At 71.3% G+C, this 25,957-nt stretch carries 25 protein-coding genes; 19 read left to right on the top strand and 6 right to left on the bottom strand.

Going from position 1 to position 25,957, the window contains the following annotated elements; genetic code table 11:
- Genes DFH01_RS01385 through DFH01_RS01370 form a run of 4 tightly spaced genes read left to right on the top strand, consistent with a single transcriptional unit; the run spans position 1 to position 5,639 of the window.
- The gene (locus DFH01_RS01385) at positions 1–954 is read left to right on the top strand and encodes a Bug family tripartite tricarboxylate transporter substrate binding protein (RefSeq protein WP_109868615.1); all 954 of its coding nucleotides are present in this window, start codon (positions 1–3) and stop codon (positions 952–954) included.
- Positions 951–2,432 carry a sulfatase-like hydrolase/transferase gene (locus tag DFH01_RS01380; RefSeq protein ID WP_109868614.1) on the top strand — a complete coding sequence of 494 codons (1,482 nt, stop codon included), beginning with the start codon at positions 951–953 and terminating at the stop codon, positions 2,430–2,432. The genes DFH01_RS01385 and DFH01_RS01380 overlap by 4 nt, the downstream gene beginning before the upstream one ends.
- Complete coding sequence (locus DFH01_RS01375; protein ID WP_109868613.1) at positions 2,429–4,645, top strand: arylsulfatase; 2,217 nt, start codon at positions 2,429–2,431, stop codon at positions 4,643–4,645. The genes DFH01_RS01380 and DFH01_RS01375 overlap by 4 nt, the downstream gene beginning before the upstream one ends.
- A 25-nt stretch (positions 4,646–4,670) precedes the next feature.
- On the top strand, positions 4,671–5,639 hold the full coding sequence (locus tag DFH01_RS01370) for a Bug family tripartite tricarboxylate transporter substrate binding protein (RefSeq protein WP_158287570.1): 969 nt from the start codon (positions 4,671–4,673) through the stop codon (positions 5,637–5,639).
- A 130-nt stretch (positions 5,640–5,769) separates the two neighbouring features.
- On the opposite strand, the gene DFH01_RS01365 is transcribed toward DFH01_RS01370, so the two are convergent.
- On the bottom strand, positions 5,770–6,741 hold the full coding sequence (locus tag DFH01_RS01365) for a Bug family tripartite tricarboxylate transporter substrate binding protein (RefSeq protein WP_158287569.1): 972 nt from the start codon (positions 6,739–6,741) through the stop codon (positions 5,770–5,772).
- 123 nt (positions 6,742–6,864) lie between these two features.
- On the opposite strand from DFH01_RS01365, the gene DFH01_RS01360 reads away from it, so the two are divergent.
- The 5 genes from DFH01_RS01360 to DFH01_RS01340 are packed head-to-tail and all read left to right on the top strand — an operon-like array spanning position 6,865 to position 10,471.
- Positions 6,865–7,197 carry an ArsR/SmtB family transcription factor gene (locus DFH01_RS01360; RefSeq protein WP_109869867.1) on the top strand — a complete coding sequence of 111 codons (333 nt, stop codon included), beginning with the start codon at positions 6,865–6,867 and terminating at the stop codon, positions 7,195–7,197.
- Positions 7,194–7,643, top strand: coding sequence for an SRPBCC family protein (locus DFH01_RS01355; protein WP_199231098.1), 450 nt, complete (start codon positions 7,194–7,196; stop codon positions 7,641–7,643). The genes DFH01_RS01360 and DFH01_RS01355 overlap by 4 nt, the downstream gene beginning before the upstream one ends.
- Before the next feature lie 24 nt (positions 7,644–7,667).
- Positions 7,668–8,300, top strand: coding sequence for a glutathione S-transferase family protein (locus tag DFH01_RS01350; RefSeq protein ID WP_199231097.1), 633 nt, complete (start codon positions 7,668–7,670; stop codon positions 8,298–8,300).
- A gap of 28 nt (positions 8,301–8,328) precedes the next feature.
- The gene (locus DFH01_RS28595; RefSeq protein WP_233255916.1) at positions 8,329–9,276 is read left to right on the top strand and encodes a DUF1579 family protein; all 948 of its coding nucleotides are present in this window, start codon (positions 8,329–8,331) and stop codon (positions 9,274–9,276) included.
- 37 nt (positions 9,277–9,313) lie between these two features.
- Positions 9,314–10,471, top strand: coding sequence for a serine hydrolase domain-containing protein (locus tag DFH01_RS01340; RefSeq protein WP_199231096.1), 1,158 nt, complete (start codon positions 9,314–9,316; stop codon positions 10,469–10,471).
- A gap of 53 nt (positions 10,472–10,524) precedes the next feature.
- On the opposite strand, the gene DFH01_RS01335 is transcribed toward DFH01_RS01340, so the two are convergent.
- Positions 10,525–10,962: a DoxX family protein gene (locus DFH01_RS01335; RefSeq protein ID WP_109868608.1), complete on the bottom strand. Its 438-nt coding sequence runs from the start codon at positions 10,960–10,962 to the stop codon at positions 10,525–10,527.
- A 131-nt stretch (positions 10,963–11,093) separates the two neighbouring features.
- Here DFH01_RS01335 and DFH01_RS01330 point away from each other — a divergent pair, with 131 nt between their 5' ends.
- A complete protein-coding gene (locus DFH01_RS01330; RefSeq protein WP_109868607.1) occupies positions 11,094–12,026 on the top strand; it encodes a LysR family transcriptional regulator in 933 nt (310 codons plus the stop codon).
- Between the two features lie 142 nt (positions 12,027–12,168).
- On the opposite strand, the gene DFH01_RS01325 is transcribed toward DFH01_RS01330, so the two are convergent.
- Complete coding sequence (locus DFH01_RS01325) at positions 12,169–13,137, bottom strand: Bug family tripartite tricarboxylate transporter substrate binding protein (protein ID WP_109868606.1); 969 nt, start codon at positions 13,135–13,137, stop codon at positions 12,169–12,171.
- A 129-nt stretch (positions 13,138–13,266) separates the two neighbouring features.
- Between DFH01_RS01325 and DFH01_RS01320 the strand changes: the two genes are divergently transcribed.
- From DFH01_RS01320 to DFH01_RS01310, 3 genes are all read left to right on the top strand, one after another.
- Positions 13,267–15,144, top strand: coding sequence for a transglycosylase domain-containing protein (locus DFH01_RS01320; RefSeq protein WP_109868605.1), 1,878 nt, complete (start codon positions 13,267–13,269; stop codon positions 15,142–15,144).
- 15 nt (positions 15,145–15,159) lie between these two features.
- The gene (locus DFH01_RS01315; RefSeq protein ID WP_109868604.1) at positions 15,160–15,807 is read left to right on the top strand and encodes a histidine kinase dimerization/phospho-acceptor domain-containing protein; all 648 of its coding nucleotides are present in this window, start codon (positions 15,160–15,162) and stop codon (positions 15,805–15,807) included.
- Between the two features lie 99 nt (positions 15,808–15,906).
- Complete coding sequence (locus tag DFH01_RS01310; RefSeq protein WP_109868603.1) at positions 15,907–16,428, top strand: cytochrome b; 522 nt, start codon at positions 15,907–15,909, stop codon at positions 16,426–16,428.
- Here the strand turns inward: DFH01_RS01310 and lhpI are convergent, their stop codons facing one another.
- Entirely contained in the window at positions 16,429–17,370 is a 942-nt protein-coding gene (gene lhpI, locus DFH01_RS01305; RefSeq protein ID WP_109868602.1) for a bifunctional Delta(1)-pyrroline-2-carboxylate/Delta(1)-piperideine-2-carboxylate reductase, read from the bottom strand.
- A 213-nt stretch (positions 17,371–17,583) separates the two neighbouring features.
- Here lhpI and DFH01_RS01300 point away from each other — a divergent pair, with 213 nt between their 5' ends.
- The 6 genes from DFH01_RS01300 (at position 17,584) to DFH01_RS01275 (ending at position 24,543) form a co-directional block, all read left to right on the top strand.
- On the top strand, positions 17,584–18,627 hold the full coding sequence (locus DFH01_RS01300; RefSeq protein WP_233255915.1) for an amino acid ABC transporter substrate-binding protein: 1,044 nt from the start codon (positions 17,584–17,586) through the stop codon (positions 18,625–18,627).
- Positions 18,628–18,771: 144 nt separating this feature from the next.
- Positions 18,772–19,974, top strand: coding sequence for an amino acid ABC transporter permease (locus DFH01_RS01295; RefSeq protein WP_109868601.1), 1,203 nt, complete (start codon positions 18,772–18,774; stop codon positions 19,972–19,974).
- A 166-nt stretch (positions 19,975–20,140) separates the two neighbouring features.
- Positions 20,141–21,286, top strand: coding sequence for an amino acid ABC transporter permease (locus DFH01_RS01290; RefSeq protein WP_109868600.1), 1,146 nt, complete (start codon positions 20,141–20,143; stop codon positions 21,284–21,286).
- A gap of 40 nt (positions 21,287–21,326) precedes the next feature.
- Entirely contained in the window at positions 21,327–22,118 is a 792-nt protein-coding gene (locus tag DFH01_RS01285) for an amino acid ABC transporter ATP-binding protein (protein WP_109868599.1), read from the top strand.
- A gap of 82 nt (positions 22,119–22,200) precedes the next feature.
- Positions 22,201–24,084 (top strand): potassium transporter Kup, encoded by a 1,884-nt coding sequence (locus tag DFH01_RS01280; RefSeq protein ID WP_109868598.1) that lies wholly within the window; start codon positions 22,201–22,203, stop codon positions 24,082–24,084.
- Between the two features lie 72 nt (positions 24,085–24,156).
- Positions 24,157–24,543, top strand: coding sequence for a hypothetical protein (locus DFH01_RS01275; RefSeq protein WP_146216966.1), 387 nt, complete (start codon positions 24,157–24,159; stop codon positions 24,541–24,543).
- A gap of 27 nt (positions 24,544–24,570) precedes the next feature.
- Here the strand turns inward: DFH01_RS01275 and DFH01_RS01270 are convergent, their stop codons facing one another.
- Entirely contained in the window at positions 24,571–24,975 is a 405-nt protein-coding gene (locus DFH01_RS01270; protein WP_109868596.1) for a cytochrome-c oxidase, read from the bottom strand.
- Between the two features lie 142 nt (positions 24,976–25,117).
- Positions 25,118–25,864, bottom strand: a complete 747-nt coding sequence (locus DFH01_RS01265; protein WP_109868595.1) for an SDR family NAD(P)-dependent oxidoreductase — start codon at positions 25,862–25,864, stop codon at positions 25,118–25,120.
- Positions 25,865–25,957: the final 93 nt, after the last annotated feature.

Raw genomic sequence — 25,957 nt, 5'->3', positions numbered from 1 at the left:
ATGCGACGCAGGACATTCGGGCTTGTCGCGGCGGCGCTGGCCGCGCCGGGAATCGCGCGCGCCGCCTGGCCGGAGAAGCCAGTGACGGTGATCGTCCCCTATCCGCCCGGCGGCAACAACGACATCATGGCGCGGCTTCTCGCGCCGACCGTGGAAAAGGAGATCGGTCAGCCGCTGGTGATCGAGAATCGCGGCGGCGGCGGCGGCACCATCGGCGCCGGCGCGGCGGCGCGCGCACCGGCGGATGGCCACACGCTGCTCTTCGCCGATATCGGCATCCTGGCGATCGCGCCGCACCTCTTCGCGCGTCTGCCCTACGACCCGGACGCCTTCGCGCCGATCATCCGTCTGACGGAGGTCTCGCTGCTGGTCGGCGTGCCGAAGGACAGCCCGCATCGCACGGTGGCGGATCTCGTCGCCGCGGCGAAGGCGCGGCCCGATGCGCTGAATTTCGGCACGCCTGGCCCCGGCACGGCGGGGCATCTCGCGACGCAGATGCTGATGAGCCTGAGCGGGACGAAGATGACGCATGTGCCCTTCCGGGGCAGCGCGCCCGCGGCGCAGGAGCTGATCGCGGGGCGCATCGACCTGCTGATCGACGGCACGCTGCTGCCCGCGGTGAACCAGGGCCAGGTGCGGGCCATCGCCGTGACGGGCGCGAGCCGCAGCCCGTTCACGCCGGACCTGCCGACCGTCGCGGAGAGCGGGGTGCCTGGCTATGCCTTCACATCCTGGCATGGCGTGGTGGCGCCGCGCGGCGTGCCAGCTGATGCGGTGCAGAAGCTCAACGCCGCGTTCAACGCGGCGCTGCGCGAGCCTGCGGTGATCGAGCGCGCGCGCCAGCTCGGCCTGCCCTTCGCGGGCGGCAGCGCGGCCGACTTCGCAAGCTGGATCCAGGCGGAGCGCCAGAAGTTCGGGCCGCTGGTGCAGGCAAGCGGGGCGCGGGTGGAGTGACTGCCCGCCCGAACATTCTCTTCGTCACGGTGGACCAGTGGCCGGCCTCGCTTGCCGGCTATGAGGGCCACCCGACCATCCTGACGCCGACGCTCGACCAGCTGGCGCGCGTCGGCGTGCGCTATCCGCGCACCTATTCCGAATGCCCGATCTGCATCCCCGCGCGCCGCACGATGATGACCGGCACCACCGCGAAGCAGCATGGCGACCGCAGCTTCGACCCCGCGCTGCGCATGCCGGACCTTCCGACGCTGCCCGCGCTGCTGCACGAGGCCGGCTACCAGACGACGGCGGTGGGCAAGCTGCATGTCTATCCGCCGCGCGACCGCATCGGCTTCGACGAGGTGCATCTGGCCGAGGAAGGGCGACCGCATCTCGGCGGGCCGGACGACCACGACATCTACATCGCCGACCAGGGGTTCCCGGGCCGCGGCTTCGACCACGGCATGAACAACAACGACTATCTCTGGCGCCCCTGGCACCTGCCGGAGCATTGCCACGTCACGAACTGGACGACCTGGCGGATGTGCCGGGAGATCAAGCGCCGCGACCCGACGCGGCCGGGCTTCTGGCACCTGTCCTACACGGCGCCGCATCCGCCGCTGATCCCGCTGAACGCCTATCTCGACATCTACCGCGACGCGGATGCGCCGCCGCCGCCGATGGGCGCCTGGGCGCAGGAGGAGACGGCGCAGCCCTATGCGCTGCGTGCGGTGCGCGACTACTGGGCGCATGTGAAGCCGCATCACTACCGGCAGATCATGCAGGCCTTCATGGCGCTCTGCACCCATATCGACCACCAGCTTCGCCTGGTGATCGGCACGCTGCGGGAGGAAGGTCTGCTGGACGAGACGGTGATCCTGTTCACCGCGGATCACGGCGACATGCTGGGCGCCCACGGGCTCTGGGCGAAGCGGCTCTACTACGAGGACAGCGCGCGCGTGCCGACGCTGCTGGTCGGGCCGGCCGGCGATGCCCGCACGCCGCCGGGCAGCGTGGACAAGCGCCTGGTCGGCCTTGCGGATGTGATGCCGACGCTGCTGGACTTCGCCGGCGTGGAATCGCCCGCGCATGTCGAGGGCCTGTCGATGGTGGGGCAGGCACGCCGCGAGGTCTTCCTCGGCGCCTGCCGCGAGGATGCGAACGCGACGCGCATGGCGACGGACGGCCGGCACAAGTTGCTCTGGTATCCCTGCGGCAACGTCATGCAGCTCTTCGACCTGCAGGAGGATCCGCGCGAGCTGCATGACCGCAGCGCCGACCCCGAGCTCGACGGGGTTCGCGCGCGGCTGGAGGCGGCGCTGGTCGAGGGCGCCTGGGGCGCGGATCTTGACTGGATCCGGGACGGCAGGCTGGTCGGCATGCCGGCGCGCGAATTCCGCGGCGGCGTCAATCGCGGCCTCTCCGGCCAGCGCGGCCATCACTACCCGCCGCCGCCCATCATGGATGCCAGCGTTGTTGTGGGGACACCGGGATGACACAGCATATCGGCCGCTCGCGCGAGGAAAGCACGCCGGAATGGCCGGCGCGGCACCATGCGCCGAAGGGCGCGCCGAACATCGTTGTCATCCTGATGGACGACATGGGCTTCTCCGATCCCGGCTGCTTCGGCGGCGAGATCGAGACGCCGAACATGGATCGCCTGGCGAAGGAAGGGCTGCGCTTCAACCACTACACCACGCATCCCATCTGCTCCCCCGCGCGGGCCGCGCTGCTGACCGGCATCAACGCACATGCCGCCGGCACGGGATGGCTCGCCAACAACGACGCCGGCTATCCCGGCTATCGCGGCGAGATCCCGATGGATTGCGCCACCTTGCCGGAGACGCTGCGCGCGTCCGGCTACGCCACCTGCGCGGTCGGCAAGTGGCACAACACGCCGACGGCGGATTGCACGCCGGCCGGCGACAAGCGGTCCTGGCCCTGCCAGCGCGGCTTCGACCATTTCCACGGCTTCCTGGAAGGCGAGACGCATTTCTTCTTCCCGACCGCGCTGACCGCCGGCAACCAGGTGATCCCGATGGAAGCGTATCCGCGCGACTACTACGCGACGGATGACTGGATGACGCAGTCGCTGCGCTGGCTGTCCGACCTGCGCGCGCATTCCCCCGAGAAGCCCTTTTTCCTCTACGTCGCCAACAACGCGCCGCACGCGCCCCTGCAGGCGAAGCCGGCCGACCTCGCGAAATACCGCGGCCGCTACGACATCGGCTGGAGCGTGCTGCGCGCGGCGCGCCACAGGCGCCAGATCGCGATGGGGCTGATCCCGCCGGGCACGAAGCTGCCGGCCTCCGACCCGCGCGTCGCCGCGTGGGAGAACACCGATCCCGCCGACCGCGCCATGCTGGCGCGGCACATGGAATGCTACGCGGCGATGATCGACTGCGTGGACCAGAACATCGGCCGCCTGCTGGACTTCCTGGACGAGACCGGCGAGCGCGACAACACGATCATCCTCGTCACCTCCGACAACGGCGCGACCGATGCCGGCGGGCCGACGGGAATGTTCAACAACAACCGCCGCTACATGGGCCTCGCCCCGCCACCGATCGAGGTGGAGCGCGCGACGGCGCACGACCTCGGCAGCCCGCGTAGCGCCAGCCTGTATCCCACGGGCTGGGGCGAGATGTGCAACGCGCCCTTCCCGTCCTTCAAGACCTACACCGGCGCGGGCGGAAGGCGCGTCTCCTTCATCCTGTCCTGGCCGCGGCGCATCCCGGACCCCGGCGCGATCCGGCAGCAATTCGTGCATGTCACCGACATCATGCCGACGCTGCTGGATTGCGCCGCGGCGCCGCCGCTGGAGCGCTTGCATGACCGGCCGGCGCGGGCCATGGACGGGCGCAGCTTTGCCGCGCTGCTGCGCGAGCCCGCCGCCGTCGCGCCGCGCAACGAGCAGTACTACGAATGCTGGTCGAACCGCGCCTATTACCGCGACGGCTGGCTGGCGCGCTCCATCCAGAAGCGCGGCGCGGAGATCGACTGGAACAACTGGACGCTGCACGACCTGACGCGCGATTTTTCCGAGTCCACCGACCTTGCGCGGGAGAAACCGGACAAGCTGAAGGAACTGGTGGAAGCGTTCGACACGGCGGCCTGGTCGAACCAGGTCTATCCGCTGGACAATCGCGACCGGCTCGACAAGTTCCGCGACCTGGCGCCGGAGTTCGCCGCGCGCGCCGACCAGCCGCGGCGCTTCCTGCCGGGCGCGGACACGGTGCACCGCTTCGACCTGTTCCCGCTGATCAGCGACCGCGACTACGCCATCGAAGTCCGCGCCTCCTGCCGCAAGGGCGACCAGGGCATCCTGTGGGCCATCGGCGATCCGACCGGCGGCATGGTGCTGTGGGTCGAGGGCGGGCGGCTGCACTTCCACTACAACGGCTTCGGCGAGACCACCGATCTGCCCTCCGTGCCGATGCCGGAGGGCGATGTCACCATTGCCTTCGAGTATCGCGCGCATGGCCAGCGCCGCGGCGAGGGCAGGCTCACCATCAACGGGGCGGAGGTCGTGCCCTTCACGCCGATGGCGCCGAGCATGGTGTTCTACGGCGTCTTCGAAGGGTTGGATGTGGGGCTGGACCGCCGCGGTCCGGTGCTGTGGGACCTATACGAGCGGCACGGCGCCTTCCCCTATTCCGGCCGCATCCGCGACGTCACCGTCACGCCCGGCAAACGCGCGCCGCGCTGAACGCAGAAGACAGGGAGGACACGCCATGCTGCGCCGTCACTTCACCACGCTCGCAGTCGGGGCGCTCGCCACGCCCGCGCTCGCCCAGGGCGCCGATGCCTGGCCGACGCGGCCGGTGCGCTTCGTCCTGCCGGTTGCTGCCGGTGGGGCGCTCGACATGGTGGGACGCCTGCTGGCGCAGCAGCTGCAGCAGCGCTTCGGCCAGAGCTTCGTGATCGAGAATCGCGGCGGCGCCGCGGGCGTGCCGGGCATGGATGCGGTCGCGAAGTCGCAGCCGGACGGCTACACGCTGCTCTTCGCCGCCGCGCCCATCGCGCTGAACACCGCGCTCGGCATGCGGCTGCCCTACGATGTGGGCCGGGATTTCGCGCCGGTGAGCCTGGTCGCCTCGATCCCTGCGCTGGCGGCAGTGCATCCGACGCGGCCGGAGCGGTCGCTGGCCGATGTGATCGCCGCGGGCAAGAGCCCGCAGGGCTTCAACATGGCCGTGCCGAATGTCGGCGCGGTGACGCATCTGATGGCGGAGGTGCTGCGCGCCAAGAGCGGCCCGGGATTCACGGTGGTCGCCTATCGCGGCGCCGGCCAGGCGATCCAGGATGCGCTCTCGGGCCAGGTGCATGGCTTCTACGATGCGCTGGTGCCGACCGGGGCGCATGTGGTGGGCGGGCGACTGCGCGGCATCGCCATTGGTTCGCGCCAGCGGCATCCGATGCTGCCCGATGTCGCGACGGTCATCGAACAGGGCATGCCGGAGCTCATCGGCTCGGGCTTCTACGGCATCCTCGCGCCGGCGGGCACCGATCCAGCGATCCTGGCGAAGCTGCATGCCGGCATCGTCGCCACCATGGGCGAAGGAACGGAGCTGCGCACGCGCCTGATCAGCCAGGGCTACGAGGTGCATGCCAGCACCCCCGCCGAGTACAGCGCCTTCATCCGCGAAGAGATCACGCGCTGGACGCCGGTGGTCCAGGCGGCCGGCATCAAGGTGGAGTAGCCGGCCCGCCGCGTTTCCGCCGGGCGGCGCTAGAGCGCTTTCAGGCCGAGCGGAATCGCTCGGCGACTCGGAAAACGCGTCAAACAAGAGCTAGACCCGCCTCACCGCGTCTGGACGCGGTGAGGCGGGTCTAGTCCGCGCGGATCCCGGCGCGTTCGATCACCGGGCCGTAGCGCCGCCGTTCCGCCTGGATGAAGGCGGCGAATTCCGCGGGCTGCATCGGCGCCGGCAGCATCACCGCCTGGCGCATGCGCTGGTCGATCGATGGATCGCGCAGCACCGCCTGGATCTCTCGCGACAGCCGCTCGGCGACCGGCGCCGGCGCGCCTGCGGGCAGGGCGAAGCCGTGCCAGGGGTCGATGATGGTGTCGGGGAACATCTCGTGGAGCGTCGGCAGCTCCGGCGCGAAGAAGGCGCGCTGCGCTCCGGTGGTCGCGATGGCGCGGATGCTGCCGGCCTGCACATGTGGCCAGGCGACCGCGGCGCCGTCCACCGCGAGGTCCACTTGGCCGGCGATCAGGTCTGTCATCATCGGCGCCGAGCCGCGATACGCCACATGCGTCGCGCGGGTGCCGCTGGCGGCGAGGAACATCTCCATCGCGACATGGATCGCGGTACCCGCCGCGCCGGCGCCGTAATTCGCGCGGCCCGGATTGGCGCGCAGCCAGGCAACAAGCTCGGCCAGGTTCGTCGCGGGGATCTTGCGCGGATTGACCACGAGCACGTTCGGCGTGATCGCGCCGTTGGTCAGCGGCATGAAGTCGCGGTCGGGGTCGAAGGGCAGCCGGTCCTTGTACAGCCAGGGATTGATGCCCATGGTCGTCAGGCTGACGACGCCGAAGGTGTAGCCGTCGGGCACGGCGCGCGCGAGCGCCGCGACGCCGATATTGGCCGCGGCCCCCGGCCTGTTGTCCACCACGACCGGGCGACCGAGGCGCGGCGCCAGTCCTTCGGCGACCATCCGTCCGATCATGTCGGTGGCGCCGCCGGGCGGGAAGGGCACGATCATCGTCACGCCGCGCTCCGGCCAGGCGCCTTGCGCGCGGGCGATCGCCGGCAGCGCCAACAGGGTGAGCGCGGCGCGGCGGGTCGAGCGGATCATGGCGTTCCTCCCAGGATGCTGCAGCATAGCCTGGGGCCCCACGCGCGGTGCAAGCGGCTTCACGGTCGCGCGATGCCGCGTCCGACGCTTGACGCAGGGTGCGGGACGCGTATGGTAAACCGCATGGTTAACCGTCAATCGCCCGCGCTGGATCGCGTGTTCGGCGCCCTCTCCGACCCGACGCGGCGCGCGATCATCGCCCGGCTCGACGCGGCGGAGGCGCTGACGGTCAGCGAGATCGCAGCGCCCCTGCCGATCTCGCTGCCGGCGGTGATGAAGCACCTCGACGTGCTGGAACAGGCCGGCCTCGTCACAAGGCGGAAGGCTGGACGGACCGTGACGTGCCGCCTCGACGGGAAGGGGATACGGGACGCCATGGGCTGGCTGGCGCATTACCAGCGCTTCTGGGGCGAGAGCCTCGACCGGCTCGCCGCGATACTGGAGGACGGCCGGTGAACGTGATCGCGCCCTATCTCACGCTGGTGAAGCGCATCAAGGCGCCGCCGGCGCGCGTCTGGGCCGCCTGGACGCAGCCGGAGCTCATGATGCTCTGGTTCGGCCCGCACCACACGCGCGCCGAGGAGGCGGAGGCGGATCTCAACCTCGGCGGCCGCTTCCGCGTCGTGCTGCGCGAGGACAATGGCGAGCGGCACGAGGCGAATGGCCGCTACACCGCGATCGAGCCCGAGCGCCGTCTGGTCTTCGACTGGCACTGGACCAGCACGCCGGAGCGCGTCTCCCGCGTGACGGTCGAGTTCCGCGTGGTGCCGGAGGGCACCGAGGTGACGCTCACGCATGACCGCTTCGCCGACGAGGCGACGGCCACGCGTCATACCCGCGGCTGGACGGAATCGCTGGAGCGACTGGTGGCGCTGCACGAGCCCGGCGGCGTGCGGGGCTGACACGCAACGACGGGAAGGGATGCGATGACGAGGATGCGGCTGCACTACGCGGACACGCTCGCCCCGCGGAAGGCCTGCGCGGCGGCGCGGCACCTGGGCCTGCCCATGGAGTATCGCCGCGTCGATCTCGGGCGCGGGGAGCACAAGGCGCCGGCCTATCTCGCGATCAACCCGAACGGGAAGGTGCCCGCGCTGGAGGATGGCGCGCTGCGGCTTTGGGAATCCAACGCGATCATCTGTCACCTGGCGATGCGCGCCGGATCGGCGCTGTGGCCAGCGGAACCGGCGCAGCAGGTCGAGGTGCTCCGCTGGATGAGCTGGGAAGCGGATGCGCTGAACCGGCACGGCGGCGCGCTGTATTTCGAGCACGTGATCCGTCCGCGCTTCGCCCTCGGCCCGCCCGACGAAGCGGCGATGGAGGCGGCGACGCGCGGCTTCCGCGAGGCGGCGGCGCTGGTGGAGGCGCATCTCGACGGACGGCGCTTCCTGCTCGGCGATGCGCTGACGGTCGCGGATTTCGCGGTGGCGGCGGTGCTGCCCTATGCCGACCAGGCCGCGATCCCGCTCTCCGATTTCCCGCGCATCGCGCGCTGGCACGACCGGCTGATGGCGCTGCCCGCCTGGGCCGATCCCTATCCGCCCGCGACGCGGCACTGAACGAACGCAACGAGGAAGGAGCGGCCAGATGGACACGCATGTCGCCACGCAGGAACTGGTCAAGACGCGCCACATCCCCGCTTCGCCCGAGGCGGTCTTCGCCGCCTGGGTGGAGCCGGAGCGGATCAAGGCCTGGTGGGGGCCGCACGGCATGACCACGCCCGAGGCCGAGGTGGATCTGCGGCCGGGCGGCATCCATCGCACGCTGATGCGCGATGCCGAAGGGAGGGAATACCCGAACCTGATGGCGGTGGACGCGGTGGAGGCGCCGCGCCGCCTGGTGCTGCGCGTGCTGGGCGAATCCTGCTGCCCGCTGGTCGGCGCCGTCGGCACGACGACCTTCGCGCCGGAAGGAGAGGGCACGCGCCTCGATGTCCGCTGGACGCATCCGACGCCTGCGATGCGCGCGACGCATCTGGAACTCGGCTTCGAGCGCGCCTGGAACGAGACGCTGGACAGGCTCACTGCCCATGTCCTGCAGACGCCAGCGATCTGCCCCGGCGCGATCCCGCACGCGCCGGAGCATGGCTGGCTGCACCGGATGATCGGATCCTGGACCTTCGAAGGCGAATGCATGGGGCCCGATGGGCAGGTCATGCACTCCTCCGGCACGGAGCGCGTCACCTCGCTCGGCGGCTTCTGGGTGGTCGGCGAGAACGAGGGCGAGATGCCGGGCGGCGGCCACGCGCGCTGGACCATCGCCTTGGGCTACGACGCGCGCGCGCAGCGGTTCCGCGGCAACTTCATCGGCTCGATGATGCCGCACATGTTCGTCTACGAGGGAACACTCAGCGAGGACGGGCGGTCCCTGCTGCTCGATACGACGGGTCCGGCGATGTCGGGCGAGGGGACCGCGCGCTACCGCGACATCGTCACGCTGGAGGACGACGACACGCGCCTCATTGCCTCCGAGGTCGAAGGCCCCGACGGCGCCATGGCTCGCTTCATGACGGCGCGCTACCGGCGCGTGGCCTGAGCGGGTGGCGGCCTTCTCCTCCGCGCGCCTCGCGCGCGTGGACGCCCTGCTCCACCGTGCGGTGGAGCAGGGCACGATCGCCGGCGCGGTCGTGCTGCTCTGGCGGCGCGGCACGGTGCGCGCGAGCTATGTCGGCGAGCAGGCGCCGGCCGGACCGCCGATGCGCCGCGAAAGCCTGTTCCGCATCGCCTCCGTCACCAAGCCGATCCTCGCCGTCGCGACACTGGCGCTGGTCGAGGAGGGGCGGCTCACGCTCGACGGCTCGGTGGAGCCGTGGCTGCCGGAACTCGCATCCCGCCGCGTGCTGCGCGCGCCGCGCGCGCCGCTGCAGGAGAGCATGCCGGCGCAACGGCCGATCTCGGTGCGCGACCTGCTGACGATGCGCTGCGGGCTCGGCGCGCTCGACTTCCTCGATGGCCCCAAGGCGCCGCTGCGCAGCGCGATGGAGGAGGCCGGCGTCGCGCCCGGCCCCTTCGCCTTCGCCGGTGACTCGGATGACTTCATGCGACGAATCGGGGCGCTGCCGCTGGCGCACCAGCCCGGTGAGCGCTGGCTCTATCACACCGCGAGCGACATCCTCGGCGTGCTGCTGGCGCGGTGCGAGGGCAAGCCGCTCGGTGCGGTGCTGCAGGAACGCGTGCTCGGGCCGCTCGGCATGACCGACACCGGCTTCAGCGTGCCCGAGGCTCAGATCGGGCGACTGACGGCGGCGTGCCGGGCCCGGCCCGACGGCGCGCTCGAACTCTTCGATCCGGCGCAGGGCGGGCGCTTCGCCGCGCCGCCGCTGTTCGAGTCCGGCGGCGGCGGGCTGGTCTCGACGGCCGATGACCTTCTGGCGCTCGGCCGCATGATGCTCTCGGGCGGGCGGCATGGCGACCTGCGCGTGCTCGGCCGCAACACGGTGGCGGCGATGGTCACCGACCAGATCACGCCGGCGCAGAAGGCGGCCTCGCCCTTCTTCCCGGGCTTCTGGGAGGCGCGCGGCTGGGGTCTCGGCGTCGGTGTCGTGACGCATCGCGACGGGCCGGCGGGCTCGCCGGGCCGCTTCGGCTGGGATGGCGGCTTCGGCACCAGCTTCTGGTGCGACCCGGCCGAGGAACTGATCGGCGTGCTGCTGACGCAGCGGATGTGGGATGCGGGCTGGATGACGCTCTACGAGGCGTTCTGGAACGGCGTCTACGCGGCGCTGGACTGATCCCGCGCCGCGCAGAGCAGGAAGCCGGGGCGCGAGCGGCGCCCCGCTGCGTGTCAGGCCGCGGCCGTCTCGGTGCGGCGGCCGAGCAGCCGGCCCGGGTCGAGCGCGAAGGCGCCGGCGCCGAGCCCGGCCTGCACCAGCAGCGCCACCGTCCAGAAGGCGGGGAATTCCCAGCCGCCGCCCTGCGCGCTGAACAGCCAGCCGGCCGGCAGGTGCTGGATCGTCGCGCCGATCATGATCGGCACCATCAGCAGGCTCGCCAGCCGCACCCAGACGCCGGCGATCAGTGCCACGCCCGCGGCGATCTCGGCGATCGCGACGATCGCGCCGAACACCGGCGGGTAGCCGAGCGATCCGAAGAAGCCCATCGTACCCGCCAGCCCGAAGGTCATCACCTTCAGCAGCAGGCCATGCGCCAGCAGCATCACGCCCATCGTGACGCGCAGCAGGAAGGCGGCGTAGGGGGCTGTGTTGCGCTCGTCGAAGCTCATCGTCGTTCTCCTGTCCGGTGCCGCGGCGTCATGCCGCCGGCGTGGCGCGGTTATGCGCCTCGGTGGGCAGAGCCTTCCAACCGGCGGAACGAACACCCATCATCACGGCCATCAATGACCGGGGGCGCCGCTTGGCCGACCTGCAGAATCTCGACCTCAACCTGCTGCGCGTCTTCGATGCGGTGGTGCGCGAGCGGCACGTCACGCGCGCCGCCGAGACGCTGAACCTGTCGCAGCCAGCGGTGTCGAACGCCCTGTCCCGCCTGCGCCAGGCGCTGAACGACGAGCTGTTCCTGCGCCGCCCCGGCGGCGTGGAGCCGACCGCGCTGGCGCTCTCCCTCGCCGGGCCGGTGGCGGAGGTGCTCGATCGCCTGCGCCAGACGCTCGCGACGCATGCGCCCTTCGATCCCGCGACGACCGACCGCGTCTTTCCCGTCGCCTTCAGCGAATACGCCGAGAGCGTGCTGGCGCCTCCGCTGCTCGAGGTGATGGCGAAGGAGGCACCGCGCGCCCTGCTCGCGATCCGCCATGCCGACCGCACCAATGCGCAGGCCCTGCTGGAGGCCGGCGCGGCCGAGCTCGCCGTCGCGGTGCTGCCGGAGCCGCCGGCGCTCTACACCCGCGTGCGCCTGCTGCCGGAGGGGTTCCTGACGCTGATGCGCGCCGGCCACCCGCTGGCGGAGGGGCCGATGACGGTGGAGCGCTTCACCGACTATCCGCATCTGCTGCATTCGCCGAACGGCTCGCGCGACGGCGCGCTGGACGGTCCGCTGCGCGAGGCGGGGCATCCGCGCCGGCTCGGCGCCGTTGTGGCGCATCTCGGCGCCGTGCCGGAGATACTCGCGCGCACGGACATGGTGATGACGCTCTCGGCGCGGCTGGCAATGCGCATGGCGGAGGCGCCGGGCCTGGTGGTGCGGCCGGTGCCGGTGGAGATCCGGCACACGCGCCTCTCCCTCGTGTTCCACCGGCGCTTCGAGGCCGATGCCGGCCATGCCTGGCTGCGCCGCACCCTGCTGGCCGTCGCGCGGGAGGTCGGGCCGGTGCCGGGGGTGGGAGCCTGATCGGTCCCACGCCAGGCGGCCGGCGCCCGCCGGCCGAAGTCGCGAAGGCGGCCCGCGGCTTATGCCGCGACGCCGAGCCGCGGAGCGGCGCTGGCGTCTGAAGGCGTTTTCGGGTTACCGAAAACGCGGATCGAAAACGGGTTCAGCTTTCGAAGCGCAGGCCGCGTGCCCGGATCAGGTTGCCCCACTTCTCCGACTCGCGGCGCATATGCGCCTCGGCGCCCGGGATGTCGGCGCCGACCAGGATGAACCCGACCTCGCCCGCGCGGGTGCGCACATCCGGCTGCGCCAGGCCGTGCAGCGCCGCCGCCGCCAGGCGGCGCGCGGCCGCGTCCGGCGTGGCGGCAGGCACCCACCACATCACCCAGGAATTCGCGTCGAAGCCCGGCGCCACCGATTCGGCCATGGTCGGGACGCCCGGCAGGGCGGCGACGCGTTCCAGGGTGCAGACGGCAAGCGCCTGCAGGTCGCCCGACCGGATCTGGCCGAGCGCCGCAGGCAGGTCGGCGAACATGAAGTCCACATTGCCGGCGCGCAGATCGGTCAGTGCCGGCGCCGTGCCGCGATAGCCCACCAGTTCGAACCGGGTGTCCGAGGCGGATCGGTACAGCTCCGCCGCCAGCTGGTGCGGCGTGCCGGTGCCGCCCGTGGCGCCGGTCAGCCGGCCTGGATTGGCCTTCATGAAGGCGTCGAAGGCGCGCACATCGGCGAAGCGGCCCGGCCGGACCACCAGTGCGAAGGGCGTCGTCGCGAGCCAGGCGAGGGGGCGGAACTCGGAGAGCTGGTAGCCCGGCTCGGCCATCATGAAGGGCGCGATGACCGAGGAGATCGGCGCCAGCAGCACCGTCGTGCCATCCGGCGCGGCGCGTGCGACGGACCGCGTGCCGACCGCGGCGCCGGCGCCGGGCCGGTTTTCCACCACCATCGGCTGGCCGAGGAAGGCCTGCATGTGCGGCGCCATGACGCGGGCCAGGATGTCCGGGCTGCCGCCCGGGGCGAAGGGATTGACCAGCCGGACCGGTCCGGGCGGCGTCCAATCCGCCTGCGCGGCGGCAGGCAGGGCAAGCGTGGCCAGGGCGGCGCCAAGCGCGCCGCGGCGTGAGAGATGCATCGTCGTTCTTTCCCGTCGGATGAAGCCTGCTGGCGTGGCGGCCTTCTTCGGGCCGTCCGTCCGCACACATGACGTTCCGCCTGCGGCGTCGCAAGCACCCGGCCGCCTTCCGTGCTACATCGCGGGGCAATGACGCGCGCCGCACCTGCCCGCCGCTCGCCTGCCCGGCGGCAAGCCACCCAGGGACGCGCGGCGCCGCGCGCCGACCGGCGGGCGGCGCCCCGGCCGGCCCGCGGCTGGCGCTGGCTGCGCTGGACCATCCTGCTTCTCGTCTGGGGCGGCGTCGCGCTCGGCGCGCTGCTGCTGGTGCTCACCTGGGACCTGCCGCGCAGCGACCTCGCGCTCTCCGCCACGCGCCGCCCCGGGGTGACGCTGGAAGCCGCGGACGGGCGCGTCATCGCCACGTCGGGCGACGTGCATGGCGAGATCGTGCGGCTGCGCGACCTGCCGCCGCACCTGCCGGCCGCGGTCATCGCCATCGAGGATCGCCGCTTCCGGTCGCATTTCGGCATCGACCCGATCGGGCTTGCGCGCGCCGCCTGGGCGAACTGGTCGAGCGGCCGCGTCGTGCAGGGCGGCTCCACCCTGACGCAGCAGCTGGCGAAGAACCTGTTCCTCACGCCGGAGCGCAGCCTGTGGCGCAAGGCGCAGGAAGCCGTGCTCGCGCTCTGGCTCGAATGGAAATTCAGCAAGGACGAGCTGCTCGAGATCTATCTCAACCGCGTCTATCTCGGCGGCGGTGCCTATGGCGTGGACGCGGCGGCGCGGCTTTTCTTCGGCGTGCCGGCGACGCGGGTGAACCTGTGGCAGTCCGCGGTGCTGGCGGGGCTGCCGCAGGCGCCCTCCCGCCTCAATCCGCGCGTCGCCCCCGATGCGGCGGCCGGCCGCGCGGTGGAGGTGCTGGAGGCGATGGCGGAGACCGGCTTCCTCACCCGCCAGCAGGCGACGCTGGCCGTCGAGCATATCCGCATTCCGCCGCGCCCCGTGCGCCAGGGCGGCTGGTTCGCCGACTGGGTGATGGACGACCTGGCGGAGCGCTTCCCCGGCAATGCCGACCTGGCGCTGCGCACCACGCTCGATCCGCGCATCCAGGCGGTGGTGGAGCAGCGGCTGGAGGCCCTGCTGGCCGGCCCCGGCGCGCGGGCCAACGCCACCCAGGGCGCGGTGGTGGTGATGGAGGCCGCCACGGGCAATGTGCGCGCCATGGCGGGCGGCCGCGACTTCCGAACGAGCCAGTTCAACCGCGCGACCCAGGCGCGCCGCCAGCCCGGCTCGGTGTTCAAGCCCTTCGTCTTCCTCGCGGCGCTGGAGCAGGGTGCGACGCCGTCTGACCTCGTTTCCGATGCGCCGCTCAATCTCGGCGGCTGGTCGCCCGGGAACGGCGAGTGGCGCATGCGCGGCGAGCTCACGCTGGAGGACGCGCTGGCGCATTCGGTCAACACCGCGGCCGTGCGCGTGCTGCAGCGCGCCGGCGGCCCGCGGGAGGCGGCCGCCATGGCGCAGCGCTTCGGCCTGGCCGGGCCGTTCCCGCGCGACGCCACGGTCGCGCTCGGCACCGGCGAGGTGACGCTGCTTGAGCTCACCGCGGCCTATGCGGCCTTCGCGAATGGCGGGTTGCGGCCGGTGCCGCGCGGCCTGGCCGCGGCGCGCGCCGATGGCCGCACCGTCCCGATCGCGCCGGCCGCCGCGATGCGCGCCACCAGCGCCGAGCAGGCAGCCCGGATGCGGGCGATGCTCGCCGCCGTCGTTGCGCGCGGCACCGGCCGCGCGGCGCAACCGCCGGGGGAGCGCCCCCTGGCCGGGAAGACCGGGACCACGCAGGATTTCCGGGATGCCTGGTTCCTCGGCCTGGTGCCGGGGCCGGGCGCCGGGCTCGTCATCGGGGTCTGGCTCGGCAACGACGACGGCACCCCGATGGCAGGGGTGCGTGGCGGCACCCTGCCGGCGCGGCTGGTCCGGGATATCGTGACCGGACTTCATGCGGGCGCCGGTACGCCGGGCGGCTGAGGGGAGAGGAACGGCTTGGACGACGAGACTCGCGCGGCACCGCGGCAGGGCAACGATCTGGTTCCGTTGCGGCATGACAGCCTGCGCAGGGCCGCGCCGGCCGTGCAGCATGAGGTCAACAACGCCATGATGGTGCTGGCCTCCAACCTGGAGATGCTGGGCCGCAGCGCCGCGGAGGGCGCGCCGCGCCGGCAGCTCGACCGTGCGTTGGAGGCGGCGCGGCGGCTGGACGCCACGGTGCGCGGCTATCTCGACGCGGCGCGGCGGGAGGCGGAGGAGCCGGCCCTGGCATCGCCGACCGCGGTGCTGCAGCAGGCGCTGCCGCTGCTGCGCGTCGCGCTGGGCGGGCGCTACGGCTTCGACGTAGAGGCGGAGGGCGGCGAATCCCTGCCCGCAATCCGGCTGGACCGCGCCCGCCTCGACCTCGCCCTGCTGCGCCTGGTGCAGCACGCGGCCCGGGTGATGCCGGCCGGATCGCGCATCGCGGCGCGCGGCGAGCGCCGCGCCGGGACGGAGGAGGTCGCCCTCGTCCTCCGCCTGCCGCCGGGCGCCGAGCCGGCCGGCGAGGTCGCGGCGCTGCTGGCCGAGGCGGCCGGCGCCACGGGTGGGCGGTTGGAGCGGGCGCCGGGCGGCATCGCCCTGGTCTGGCCGCGCGCGCCCTAGCCTGCTGCGCGATCCGCCGCGGCTTGCGTTGCGTCAAGGATTGGCGGCGCGGGTGGTGCAATGTTCCCGTCGCCGGCCTGACGAGACGGGGACGTGGCCATGCGCCGCTATGCGATGTCGAGCATCCTGTTGCACTGGACCATGGCGCTGGCGATTGGCGGCGCCTGGCTGATCGGGCAGTTGCTGGAGGAGTTCCCACGCGCCGAGCGCGCCGGGCCGCAGGCGGCGCATGTCCTGCTCGGCCTCGGCGTCGCCGCCTTGCTGCTGCCGCGACTGCTGGCCCGCCTGCTCGGCGGCGCCCCGGCGACGGCCGGCCCCGAATGGGAACGTCGCCTGGCGGCGGCGGCGCATGGCCTGCTCTATCTGCTGATGCTGGCCGTCCCGCTGAGCGGGCTGGCGATCGCCGTGACCGGCCGCGCGCCTCTGCAGGTCTTCGGCCTGTTCTCCGTGCCGAACCTGATGCCCGACCGCAGCCTGCACGGCGTGTTCGAGGAGGTGCACGAGGTGCTCTCGAACCTCATGCTGGGCGCGGTGGCGCTGCATGTGGCGGCGACGCTGTGGCACGCCCTCGTTCGCCGCGACGGCGTGCTGCGCCACATGATGCCGGGCGGCGCCCGCTGATCAGCCCGCGGCGGCCAGCACCGCCGCGGCGAGATCCTCGCCGGCCCAGCCGACGGACTTGAACACCGTGATCTCCTCGGCGCGCGTCCGGCCCGGATGCGCGCCGCGGCAGAGTTCCGCGAGATCCGCGGCGACGGCGGCCTCGGTGATCGCGCCCTCCGCGATCGCCTGAACCAGGTCTCCGGCCTCCGCGAGCGCGCCGGCGCGCGTGTCCACCACCAGCGTCGCGCGGGCGAGCAGCGCGCCGTCGCTCTCGCGCATCGTCGGGCGATAGGCGCCGACCAGGTCCACATGCGTCCCGGGCGAGACCTCCGCCCCCCGCACCAGCGGCTCTTCGGCAAGCGTGGCGACGGAGACGATGTCGAACCCGCGCGGATCGGCCGAGGCTGCGGGCCGTGCCGGCACGCCATGCGCGGCGAGTCGCGCGGCGAGTTCCGCCGCGCGCGCCGGGTTGCGCGCCCAGATGGCGACTTCCTCGATCGGGAAGCGGGCGCACCAGGCCTCGGCCAGCGCCCCGGCGACCTTCCCCGCGCCGATCACCAGCAGCCGCCGGCTGTCGGGCCGCGCCAGGAATCGCCCGGCGAGCGTGCTCGCCGCGGCGGTGCGGCGGTCGGTCAACTCCCCGCCATCCAGCATGGCGACCGGCACACCGGTGTCCGCGTCCGACAGCAGGTAGGAGGCATGCACGGCCGGCAGGCCGCGTGCCCCGTTTCCGGGCAGCACATGCACGATCTTCACGCCGGTATGGCGTCGTCCGGGATGGCCGGGCAGCTCCCAGGCCGGCATCAGCAGCAGCGTGCCTTCCGGGCCTTCGGCCTGCGGCAGGGCGTGGCGATGCCGCAGCGGGGCGGCGCAGCCCTCGCGGAAGATCCGCTCCAGCGCGGCTTCCAGCGCCGGCCAGGGCAGGGCCCGGCGCAACTCCTCGGCACCCATCCGGCGCATGTCGGACCTCCCTCGCGGCCGGGAGCGGTCTTGCATCCCGCCACCCTTCCGTGAAGAGCCCGGGGCGCGGGCGGAGTTGACGGCGGGCCTCCCCCGCCCCGAAAGAATACCTCCATTGATCCCTTTGCGGGGCTGGCGCAGTGTCGCAGGTCAGGCAGGGGAACAAGGGCGGCCCGCTCTCGCGGGCCGGAAAAACGTTTGGAGAAGATGCACATGAAGGCCTTGCGCCTCGCCATGACGCGCGCTGTCGGCGGATTTGCCCTTGCGGCCACTGTCACGCTGCCGGTCCTCGCGCAGCAGCCCGCGGTGAGCGGCCCGACCCTCGATACGATCCGCCAGCGCGGCACGCTGATCTGCGGCGTCAACACCGGCCTCGCCGGCTTCGCCCAGCCCGACAGCCAGGGCGTGTGGCGCGGCTTCGACGTGGACTACTGCCGCGCCGTCGCCATCGCGCTGTGGAACGACCCGAGCAAGGTCCGCTACGTGCCGACCACGGCGCAGAACCGCTTCACGGCGCTGCAGTCGGGCGAAGTGGACATGCTGGCGCGCAACACGACCTGGACCCTGTCGCGCGACACCTCGCTGGGCTTCGACTTCACCGGCATCAACTTCTATGACGGCCAGGGCTTCATGGTGAAGACCTCGACCGGCGTGAAGACCGCGCGCGAGCTGGATGGCGCCACGATCTGCGTGCAGCCCGGCACCACGACGGAGCAGAACCTGACCGATTGGGCCCGCAGCAACCGGATCAACTTCACGCCCGTCGTGATCGAGCGGCTGGAGGAAGTGGTGCAGGCCTATGTCGCCGGCCGCTGCGACGCCTACACCACCGACGTTTCCGGCCTCGCCGCCACGCGCTCCGCCCAGCCGCGCCCGGCCGAGCACACGATCCTGCCCGACGTGATCTCCAAGGAGCCGCTCGGGCCGCTGGTGCGGCACGGCGACCAGGCCTTCGCGGACCTGGTGCGCTGGATCCACAACGGCCTGCTGACCGCCGAGGAACTCGGCATCAATGCCGGCAACGTGCGCCAGGCGGCGCAAGGCGACACCCGCCCGGACGCACAGCGTCTGACGGGCCGCACCGGCGATCTCGGCCGCATGCTCGGCGTGGACAATGCCTTCATGGTGAACATCGTCGCCACGCTGGGCAATTACGGCGAGCTCTTCGAGCGCAACCTCGGCCCGATCGGCCTGCAGCGCGGCCCCAACGCGCTGTGGAACCGGGGCGGGCTGCAGTATTCGCCGCCCTTCCGGTGAATGGGAGCCGGGGCCGGGCGATGCCGGCTGGCCCCCTTCTTGCTGTGACGGATTTGCATTGATGAACCGGCCGGCCGCGATGGATCATCCACCGCAGCCGGCCGCGTGACCGGGCGGGCCGCAGGCCGCCAAGGGACGGAGACCATGTCCGCATCCACAGATCCCCGCTTCGCCTCCCCCGGCCCGCCGAAACGACCGCTTCGGCTGTCCTGGGGCGACGAGCGGGTGCGCGGAATCGTCTGGCAGGTGCTCGTCGTGGGCATCGTGGTCAGCGTCGTCTACTGGTTGTGGTCGAACACGGTCCACAACCTGGAGGTCCGGCGCATCGCCACGGGCTTCGGCTTCCTCAGCCGCGAGGCCGGCCTGCCGATCGGCGAGAGCCTGATCCCCTACGATCCCTCCAACACCTATCTGCGGGCGCTGACCGTCGGCGTGCTGAACACGCTGAAGGTCGCGGTGATCGGCGTCATCCTGGCGACCCTGCTGGGCACGGTCGTGGGCATCGCGCGGCTGTCGAACAACTGGCTGCTGTCGAAGCTGGCGGCGGTCTATGTCGAGGTGATCCGCGACCTGCCGCTGCTGCTGCAGCTGCTGTTCTGGTACACCATCCTGCAGGGCCTGCCCGGGCCGCGCCAGGCGCTGAACCCGATCGATGGGGTCTTCCTCTCCAACCGCGGCATGAAGCTGCCCTTCATCGAGTGGACCAGCGCGCATTGGTGGACGCTGCTGGTGATGGTGGTGGGCATCGTGCTGACCTGGCTCTATGCCCGCGTTGCGCGCGCGAAGCAGTATGCCGACGGCCAGCCGCGCAAGGTCTGGCCGGCCGGCCTTGCCCTGATCCTTGGCTTCCCGCTCGCGGTCTGGGCGGCCTTCGGCGCGCCCTTCACGCCCGACATCCCGGAGCTGCGCGGCTTCAACTTCCGGGGCGGCCTGACCGTCAGCCCCGAGTTCTTCGCGCTGCTGATCGGCCTGGTCACCTACACCGCCGGCTTCATCGCCGAGATCGTGCGCGCCGGCATCCAGGCGGTGAACCAGGGCCAGTGGGAGGCCGCCGAGGCGCTGGGCCTCAGGCGCACCGAGGTGCTGCGCAAGATCGTGCTGCCCCAGGCGCTGCGCGTGATCGTGCCGCCCATGACCAGCCAGTACCTGAACCTGACGAAGAACAGCTCGCTCGCGGTTGCGATCGGCTACCAGGACATCGTCAGCATCGCGAACACCACGCTGAACCAGACCGGCCAGGCGATCGAGGGCATCGCGATCATCATGCTGGTCTATCTGACGATCAGCCTGAGCATCAGCCTGTTCATGAACTGGTACAACGCGAAGATCGCGTTGGTGGAACGGTGAGCGCCATGCGTGACCACACCCTGAACCGGCCCGCGCATCGGGCCCGCGCCGCGAGCCACGCCGTCGTCTTGCGCGCCATGTCTGAGGCGCGCAAGCCAAGCGGCCGGAGGCCGCGCGTCACGCCGGAGGCGTGCCTTCGGCACGACGCGCTTGAGGGCCCCCGATAATGTCCGAGATCACGCTCAACACAGCCGTATCCGGCGTGCCCGAGGCACCGTCCCGCACGGCCCCCGTGCGCACCACGGGCGCCGTCGCCTGGGCGCGGCAGAACCTGTTCGGCAGCTGGTGGTCCACCGCCGTCACGCTGGCGCTCGCCTATCTGATCGTGCGCTGGACCATCGGCTTCGTCGAATGGGCCTTCCTGAACGCCATCTGGGAGGTGCCGGTCGTCAACGGCCAGGCGCAGACCCAGGCCTGCCGCGAGATCAAGGGCATCGGCGCCTGCTGGGCGGTGATCACGGAGAAGCACCGCTTCATCCTGTTCGGCACCTACCCCTTCGAGGAGCACTGGCGCCCCGCGCTGGTCTGCCTGCTCTTCGTCGGTCTCTACGTCGTCTCCGCGATGCGGCGCTTCTGGAACTGGACGCTGGTGCCGATCTGGGCGGTGACGCTGACGCTGATCGGCGTGCTGATGTGGGGCGGCGTGTTCGGGCTTTCCTATGTGCCGCAGGAGCGCTGGGGCGGGCTGCCGATCACGCTGATCCTTTCCACCTTCGGCCTCGCCTTCGCTTTCCCGCTGGCGATCCTCGTGGCGCTCGGCCGGCGGTCGAAGCTGCCGGCGATCAAGATGCTCTGCGTGCTGTACGTGGAGCTGATCCGCGGCGTGCCGCTGATCTCGCTGCTGTTCATGGCGAGCGTGATGTTCCCGCTCTTCCTGCCGGAAGGCATGAACATCGACAAGCTGCTGCGGGCGCAGGTGGCGATCACGCTTTTCGCCGGCGCCTACCTGGCGGAGGTGGTGCGCGGCGGCCTGCAGGCGCTGTCGCGCGGCCAGTACGAGGCGGCGGACGCGCTCGGCCTCAGCTACTGGCAGAAGACCGGGCTGATCATCCTGCCGCAGGCGCTGCGCATGGTGATCCCGCCGCTGGTCAACACCTTCATCGGCTTCTTCAAGGACACCTCGCTGGTGCTGATCATCGGCATCTTCGACCTGCTGACGGCGGGCAAGACCGCGATCGTGGAGCCCGCCTGGCAGGGCTTCGGCATCGAGGTGTACATCACTGTCGGCGTCATCTACCTGGTGTTCTGCTTCGCGATGAGCAGATACAGCCAGGATCTGGAACGGGACCTGAACCGGCACAGGCGCCGCTGAGCGCGCGGCCGGACAGGGAAGAACAAGGGGGTTTCCGCGTATGGGTGAATCGGTCCTGACGGCCCATGTGGCCTCCGCCGTGAAGGCGGATGCGCCACCGGCCATCGTGCTCGACGGCGTCAACAAGTGGTTCGGCGCGCTGCACGTGCTGCGCGACATCAACCTGCAGGTCGCCGCCGGCGAGCGCGTGGTGGTCTGCGGCCCCTCGGGCTCGGGCAAGTCCACCATGATCCGCTGCATCAACCGGCTGGAGCAGCACCAGGAAGGCCGCATCGTCGTGGACGGCATCGAGTTGACCGACGACCTGCGCAGCCTGGACGCGATCCGCCGCGAGGTCGGCATGGTGTTCCAGAGCTTCAACCTGTTCCCGCACCTGACCGTGCTGGACAACTGCACCCTCGCGCCGATCTGGGTGCGCCGGATGCCGAAGAAGGAGGCCGAGGAGCGCGCGCGCGGCTTCCTCAACCTGATGCGCATCCCCGAGCAGGCGGAGAAGTATCCGGGCCAGCTCTCGGGCGGCCAGCAGCAGCGCGTGGCGATCGCCCGCGCGCTCTGCATGCAGCCGAAGATCATGCTGTTCGACGAGCCCACTTCCGCCCTCGACCCCGAGATGATCAAGGAGGTGCTGGACACCATGGTCATGCTGGCGGAGATGGGCATGACCATGGTCTGCGTGACGCATGAGATGGGCTTCGCCCGCCAGGTCGCCGACCGCGTCGTGTTCATGGACCGCGGCGAGATCGTCGAGAGCGGCGAGCCGGAGGCGATCTTCAACAACCCGCAGACCGACCGCCTGAAGCTGTTCCTCAGCCAGATCCTGCGCGGCCACTGAGCGGGATCGCCCGTGGCAGGCGGCGCTTGCGCCGCTGCCGCGGGCGGTTCTATGCGTAGCGGCGTTCCGCCACCGGAGCGCGATCTTGAGCCACCCTTCCCCGGCCGACCGCCCGCTTTCGACGGCCGGCCTCATCGGCGTCCTCGGCGTCGTCTACGGCGACATCGGGACGAGCCCGCTCTACGCCCTGCGCGAGTCCCTCGCGCACTTCGCGGATGATGGCGTCGAGCGATGGGAAGTCCTGGGGCTTCTCAGCCTCATCTTCTGGTCGCTGATTCTCACGGTCACGATCAAGTACGTCCTGTTCATCCTGCGCGCGGACAACAAGGGCGAGGGCGGCATCCTCGCGCTGATGGCGCTTGCGCAGCGCCATGCGCACTCCGATCGCGGCCGCTGGCTGCTCGCGCTGATCGGCATCACCGGCGCCGCGCTGTTCTTCGGCGACGGGATCATCACGCCGGCCATCTCCGTGCTGTCCGCGGTCGAAGGTCTGAAGGTCATCTCGCCGGCCTTCGAGACTTCGGTGATCCCGATCGCGCTCGGCATCCTGCTCGCCCTGTTCCTGGTCCAGTGGAAGGGGACCAGCAGCATGGGCCTGGTGTTCGGGCCGATCTGCGCCGTCTGGTTCGGCGTCCTCGGCCTGCTCGGGCTGATCGAGGTCGTGCAGCAGCCCGGCGTGCTGGTCGCACTGTCGCCGCATTATGCCATCGCCTTCTGCATCCACTACAAGCTCGCGGCCTTCATCGCCTTCGGCGCGGTGGTGCTGGCCGTGACGGGGGCCGAGGCCCTCTATGCCGACATGGGACATTTCGGCCGCAAGCCGATCCGCGTCGCCTGGATCGGCTTCGTCCTGCCCGCGCTCGCGCTCAATTACTTCGGCCAGGGCGCACTCATCCTCTCGACGCCCGACGCGATCGAGAACCCCTTCTTCCTGCTCGCGCCCGAATGGTTCCGCCTGCCGCTGGTGATCCTGGCCACCGCGGCGACCGTCATCGCCAGTCAGGCGATGATCTCCGGCGCCTATTCGATAGCGCGCCAATGCGTCCAGCTCGGCTTCCTGCCGAGGCTGCAGGTGGTCCACACCAGCGAGACGGAGCAGGGCCAGATCTACATGCCCCAGGTGAACACGATGCTGCTGATCGGCGTCGTCATCCTGGTGCTCGAGTTCAAGAACAGCTCGGCGCTGGCCGCTGCTTATGGGCTTGCGGTGACGGGCACCTTCCTCTGCACCTCCTGCCTGGCGATCCTTGTCTTCCGCAGGGCCTTCCGCTGGCCGTGGCTTGCGGTGATCGGTGTCTTCGGGCCGCTCTGGATGCTCGATGCGGCCTTCTTCATCTCGACCGCGCTCAAGATCCCGCAAGGCGGCTACGTGCCGCTGCTGCTTGGCCTGGTGCTGTTTTTCCTGATGCTGACCTGGAAGCAGGGACGCGAGCTGCTCTTCGCCCGGTTCCGGCAGGACAGCCTGCCGCTCAAGTCCTTCATCGCCCGCCTGCCGCAGAGCCGCACCGTGCGCGTTCCCGGCATCGCGGTGTTCATGACGGGGCAGGCGGATTTCGTGCCCGGCGCCCTGCTGCACAACCTGAAGCACAACAAGGTGCTGCATGAACGGGTTCTGTTCGTCACCGTGGTGAACGACGACATACCCCGCGTCGGGACGGCGGCGCGGCGGGAGGTGACGGAACTCGCACCCGGCATTCATCGCGTCATCCTGCGCTACGGCTTCCAGGAAAGCCCGAACATCCCGAAGGAGCTGGAGTCGCTGCAGGAATTCGGCATACCCTTTGAAGCGATGCAGGCCAGCTATTTCCTGGGCCGGGAGACGGTGGTGGCGGCGGCGGTGCCAAAGATGTCGCGCTGGCGGCAGTGGATCTTCACCACCCTCAGCCGCAACTCCCTCTCCGCCACGGAGTTCTTCCGCATCCCGTCGGATCGCGTCGTGGAACTCGGGGTGCGCGTGGCGATCTGAACCGCGGCAGCGTCGGTTGCGTTGTGCCGGGTGGTGTGCGGGCCGTGGGGCTGGGCAGGAAAGGAGCGCGGTGTGGCGTCCGGGCGACTGGTGACGGTGACCCTCGCGCGGGCCTGGGATGCCGGCGAGCGCATGGAGCAGGCCGGGCACGTCGAATTCGCCGTGGTGCTCGACGCGAATGGGCGGCCCGACCTGCAGGCCTGGTTCGACGATCCTGATCCGTGGCCGGCGACGCGGATCGTCCCCGGCCAGCCGCCGGAAGGCGGCGATGTCGGCCATGACGAGGAAGGCTGGGTGCTGCGCTTCTTTGCGGGCGAGGGGTCGGCGGCGGACGTGCCGCCGCACCGCATCGTGGACGCCTCCGGCCCCTTCCGCCCCGGTGAGATCCTGACCCTGCGCGCGCCGGACGGTGCGGAGGCCGCCTGGCGCGTCGTGAATGTCAGCGCGCGGGCGCTGTAGCGCCCGCTTCAGCGCTTCGCGGCCGCGTCACTCCGCCGCGGCGAAGGCTGCGGGCCGCCGCACCGGCGCCACCAGCAGATGCACGAGCCGGCCGAGGAACAGCAGCGCCCCGACGAGCCACACCATTCCGGCGACGATGGCGAGCCCCGGCGCGTCATGGATCACGGCGAAATAGATCCCCACCGGGAAGGCCAGCGCAGAGCCGGCCGAGACAAGGAACTGGGCCACGGCGAGCTTCCCCTCCGCCAGTTGCGGCCAGGCGCGGAGCGTGAGGCCCATCAGCGCCAGCGAGGCCCAGCCCACCAGGTTGGTATGCGCATGCACGGGCATCAGGCGGAAGTCGTGCGCCATCCCCATCCCGATGCCGAGCATGACGCCGCCCACCATGCAGGCGGCGGCGGTGACGAGGAAGAGCAGCGGAAGGCGGGACATGGACGGGGTTCCTCCGTGGTGTTGGCCCCCGCCCTATCGCGCCGCGATGTTTCGCCGCGATGCCGCCGGCGGCGGAATCGCGTTCCGTCCGTGACAGCGTGCGACACACGCGAAACGCGCCTTGCAGGTCGGGCGGGCCGCCTCAGCTCAGCAACTGCCCGCCATCCACGATGATGGTCTGCCCCGTCACCCAGCGCGCCGCCGGGCCGGCGAGGAACAGCACCACATCCGCCACCTCCTCCGGCGTGCCGAGCCGACCGAAGGGGATGGAATCCCGGATGCGGTTGTAGAGCGCCGGATCGCTGCTGCGCCGCTGTTCCCAGCTGCCGCCGGGGAACTCGATCGAGCCGGGCGCCACCGCATTCACGCGCACGCCGTCCTTTGCGAAGGCCGCCGCCTGGCTCTGCGTGTAGTTGATCAGCAGCGCCTTCACCGCCGCATAGGCCGGCGTGCGCAGCGACGGGCGGTAGCCGGAGATGGAGGTCACGTTGACGATGCAGCCGCTCGCCGCGCGCAGCAGCGGCGCCGCGGCGCGGCTGGCGCGCACCGTCGCCATCACGTCCACCTGCAGCCCCTTCGCCCAGTCCTCCTCCGTGTCGCGGGAGCCGAAGCCGGAGGCGTTGTTGACCAGCACGTCCACGCCGCCGAGCGCCGTCGCCGCCTGCATCACCCAGCGCGCGACCTCGCTCGCCTCCGCCAGGTCGGTGGGCAGCGCATGGGCGGTGACGCCGAGTGCCGCGATCTCGGCGCGCGTCGCCTCCAGCGCCTCGGCACCGCGGGCGCAGATGGACACGGCGGCACCCTGCCGCGCGAAAGCCAGCGCGACGGACCGCCCGATCCCCTTGCTGCCGCCCGCCACCAGCACGCGCTTGCCCGCGAATGTCGTCATCGCTCATGCCCTTCCGAGGTGTGGCGCCATGCAAGGCGCGCCCGGGCGGGATGGCAAGCCGCCGGGGTGACGTTGCGCGTCCCGCGATGCATA

It is taken from the genome of Falsiroseomonas bella, assembly GCF_003173615.1.
Taxonomy (GTDB): Bacteria; Pseudomonadota; Alphaproteobacteria; order Acetobacterales; family Acetobacteraceae; genus Falsiroseomonas; species Falsiroseomonas bella.
The sequence above is the reverse complement of the archived record's forward strand: the minus strand, read 5'-3'. Positions and strand labels throughout refer to the sequence as shown.

Bases quoted from the DNA above. Each gene is read 5' to 3' on its own strand.
- DFH01_RS01265 (WP_109868595.1), bottom strand. From the start codon at position 25,864: ATGACGACATTCGCGGGCAAGCGCGTGCTGGTGGCGGGCGGCAGCAAG.
- DFH01_RS28595 (WP_233255916.1), top strand. From the start codon at position 8,329: ATGGACACGCATGTCGCCACGCAGGAACTGGTCAAGACGCGCCACATC.
- lhpI (WP_109868602.1), bottom strand. From the start codon at position 17,370: ATGCGCCGGATGGGTGCCGAGGAGTTGCGCCGGGCCCTGCCCTGGCCG.
- DFH01_RS01365 (WP_158287569.1), bottom strand. From the start codon at position 6,741: ATGATCCGCTCGACCCGCCGCGCCGCGCTCACCCTGTTGGCGCTGCCG.
- DFH01_RS01350 (WP_199231097.1), top strand. From the start codon at position 7,668: ATGACGAGGATGCGGCTGCACTACGCGGACACGCTCGCCCCGCGGAAG.
- DFH01_RS01320 (WP_109868605.1), top strand. From the start codon at position 13,267: ATGACGCGCGCCGCACCTGCCCGCCGCTCGCCTGCCCGGCGGCAAGCC.
- DFH01_RS01310 (WP_109868603.1), top strand. From the start codon at position 15,907: ATGCGCCGCTATGCGATGTCGAGCATCCTGTTGCACTGGACCATGGCG.
- DFH01_RS01375 (WP_109868613.1), top strand. From the start codon at position 2,429: ATGACACAGCATATCGGCCGCTCGCGCGAGGAAAGCACGCCGGAATGG.
- DFH01_RS01335 (WP_109868608.1), bottom strand. From the start codon at position 10,962: ATGAGCTTCGACGAGCGCAACACAGCCCCCTACGCCGCCTTCCTGCTG.
- DFH01_RS01385 (WP_109868615.1), top strand. From the start codon at position 1: ATGCGACGCAGGACATTCGGGCTTGTCGCGGCGGCGCTGGCCGCGCCG.
- DFH01_RS01270 (WP_109868596.1), bottom strand. From the start codon at position 24,975: ATGTCCCGCCTTCCGCTGCTCTTCCTCGTCACCGCCGCCGCCTGCATG.
- DFH01_RS01285 (WP_109868599.1), top strand. From the start codon at position 21,327: ATGGGTGAATCGGTCCTGACGGCCCATGTGGCCTCCGCCGTGAAGGCG.
- DFH01_RS01360 (WP_109869867.1), top strand. From the start codon at position 6,865: ATGGTTAACCGTCAATCGCCCGCGCTGGATCGCGTGTTCGGCGCCCTC.
- DFH01_RS01300 (WP_233255915.1), top strand. From the start codon at position 17,584: ATGAAGGCCTTGCGCCTCGCCATGACGCGCGCTGTCGGCGGATTTGCC.
- DFH01_RS01370 (WP_158287570.1), top strand. From the start codon at position 4,671: ATGCTGCGCCGTCACTTCACCACGCTCGCAGTCGGGGCGCTCGCCACG.
- DFH01_RS01325 (WP_109868606.1), bottom strand. From the start codon at position 13,137: ATGCATCTCTCACGCCGCGGCGCGCTTGGCGCCGCCCTGGCCACGCTT.
- DFH01_RS01290 (WP_109868600.1), top strand. From the start codon at position 20,141: ATGTCCGAGATCACGCTCAACACAGCCGTATCCGGCGTGCCCGAGGCA.
- DFH01_RS01295 (WP_109868601.1), top strand. From the start codon at position 18,772: ATGTCCGCATCCACAGATCCCCGCTTCGCCTCCCCCGGCCCGCCGAAA.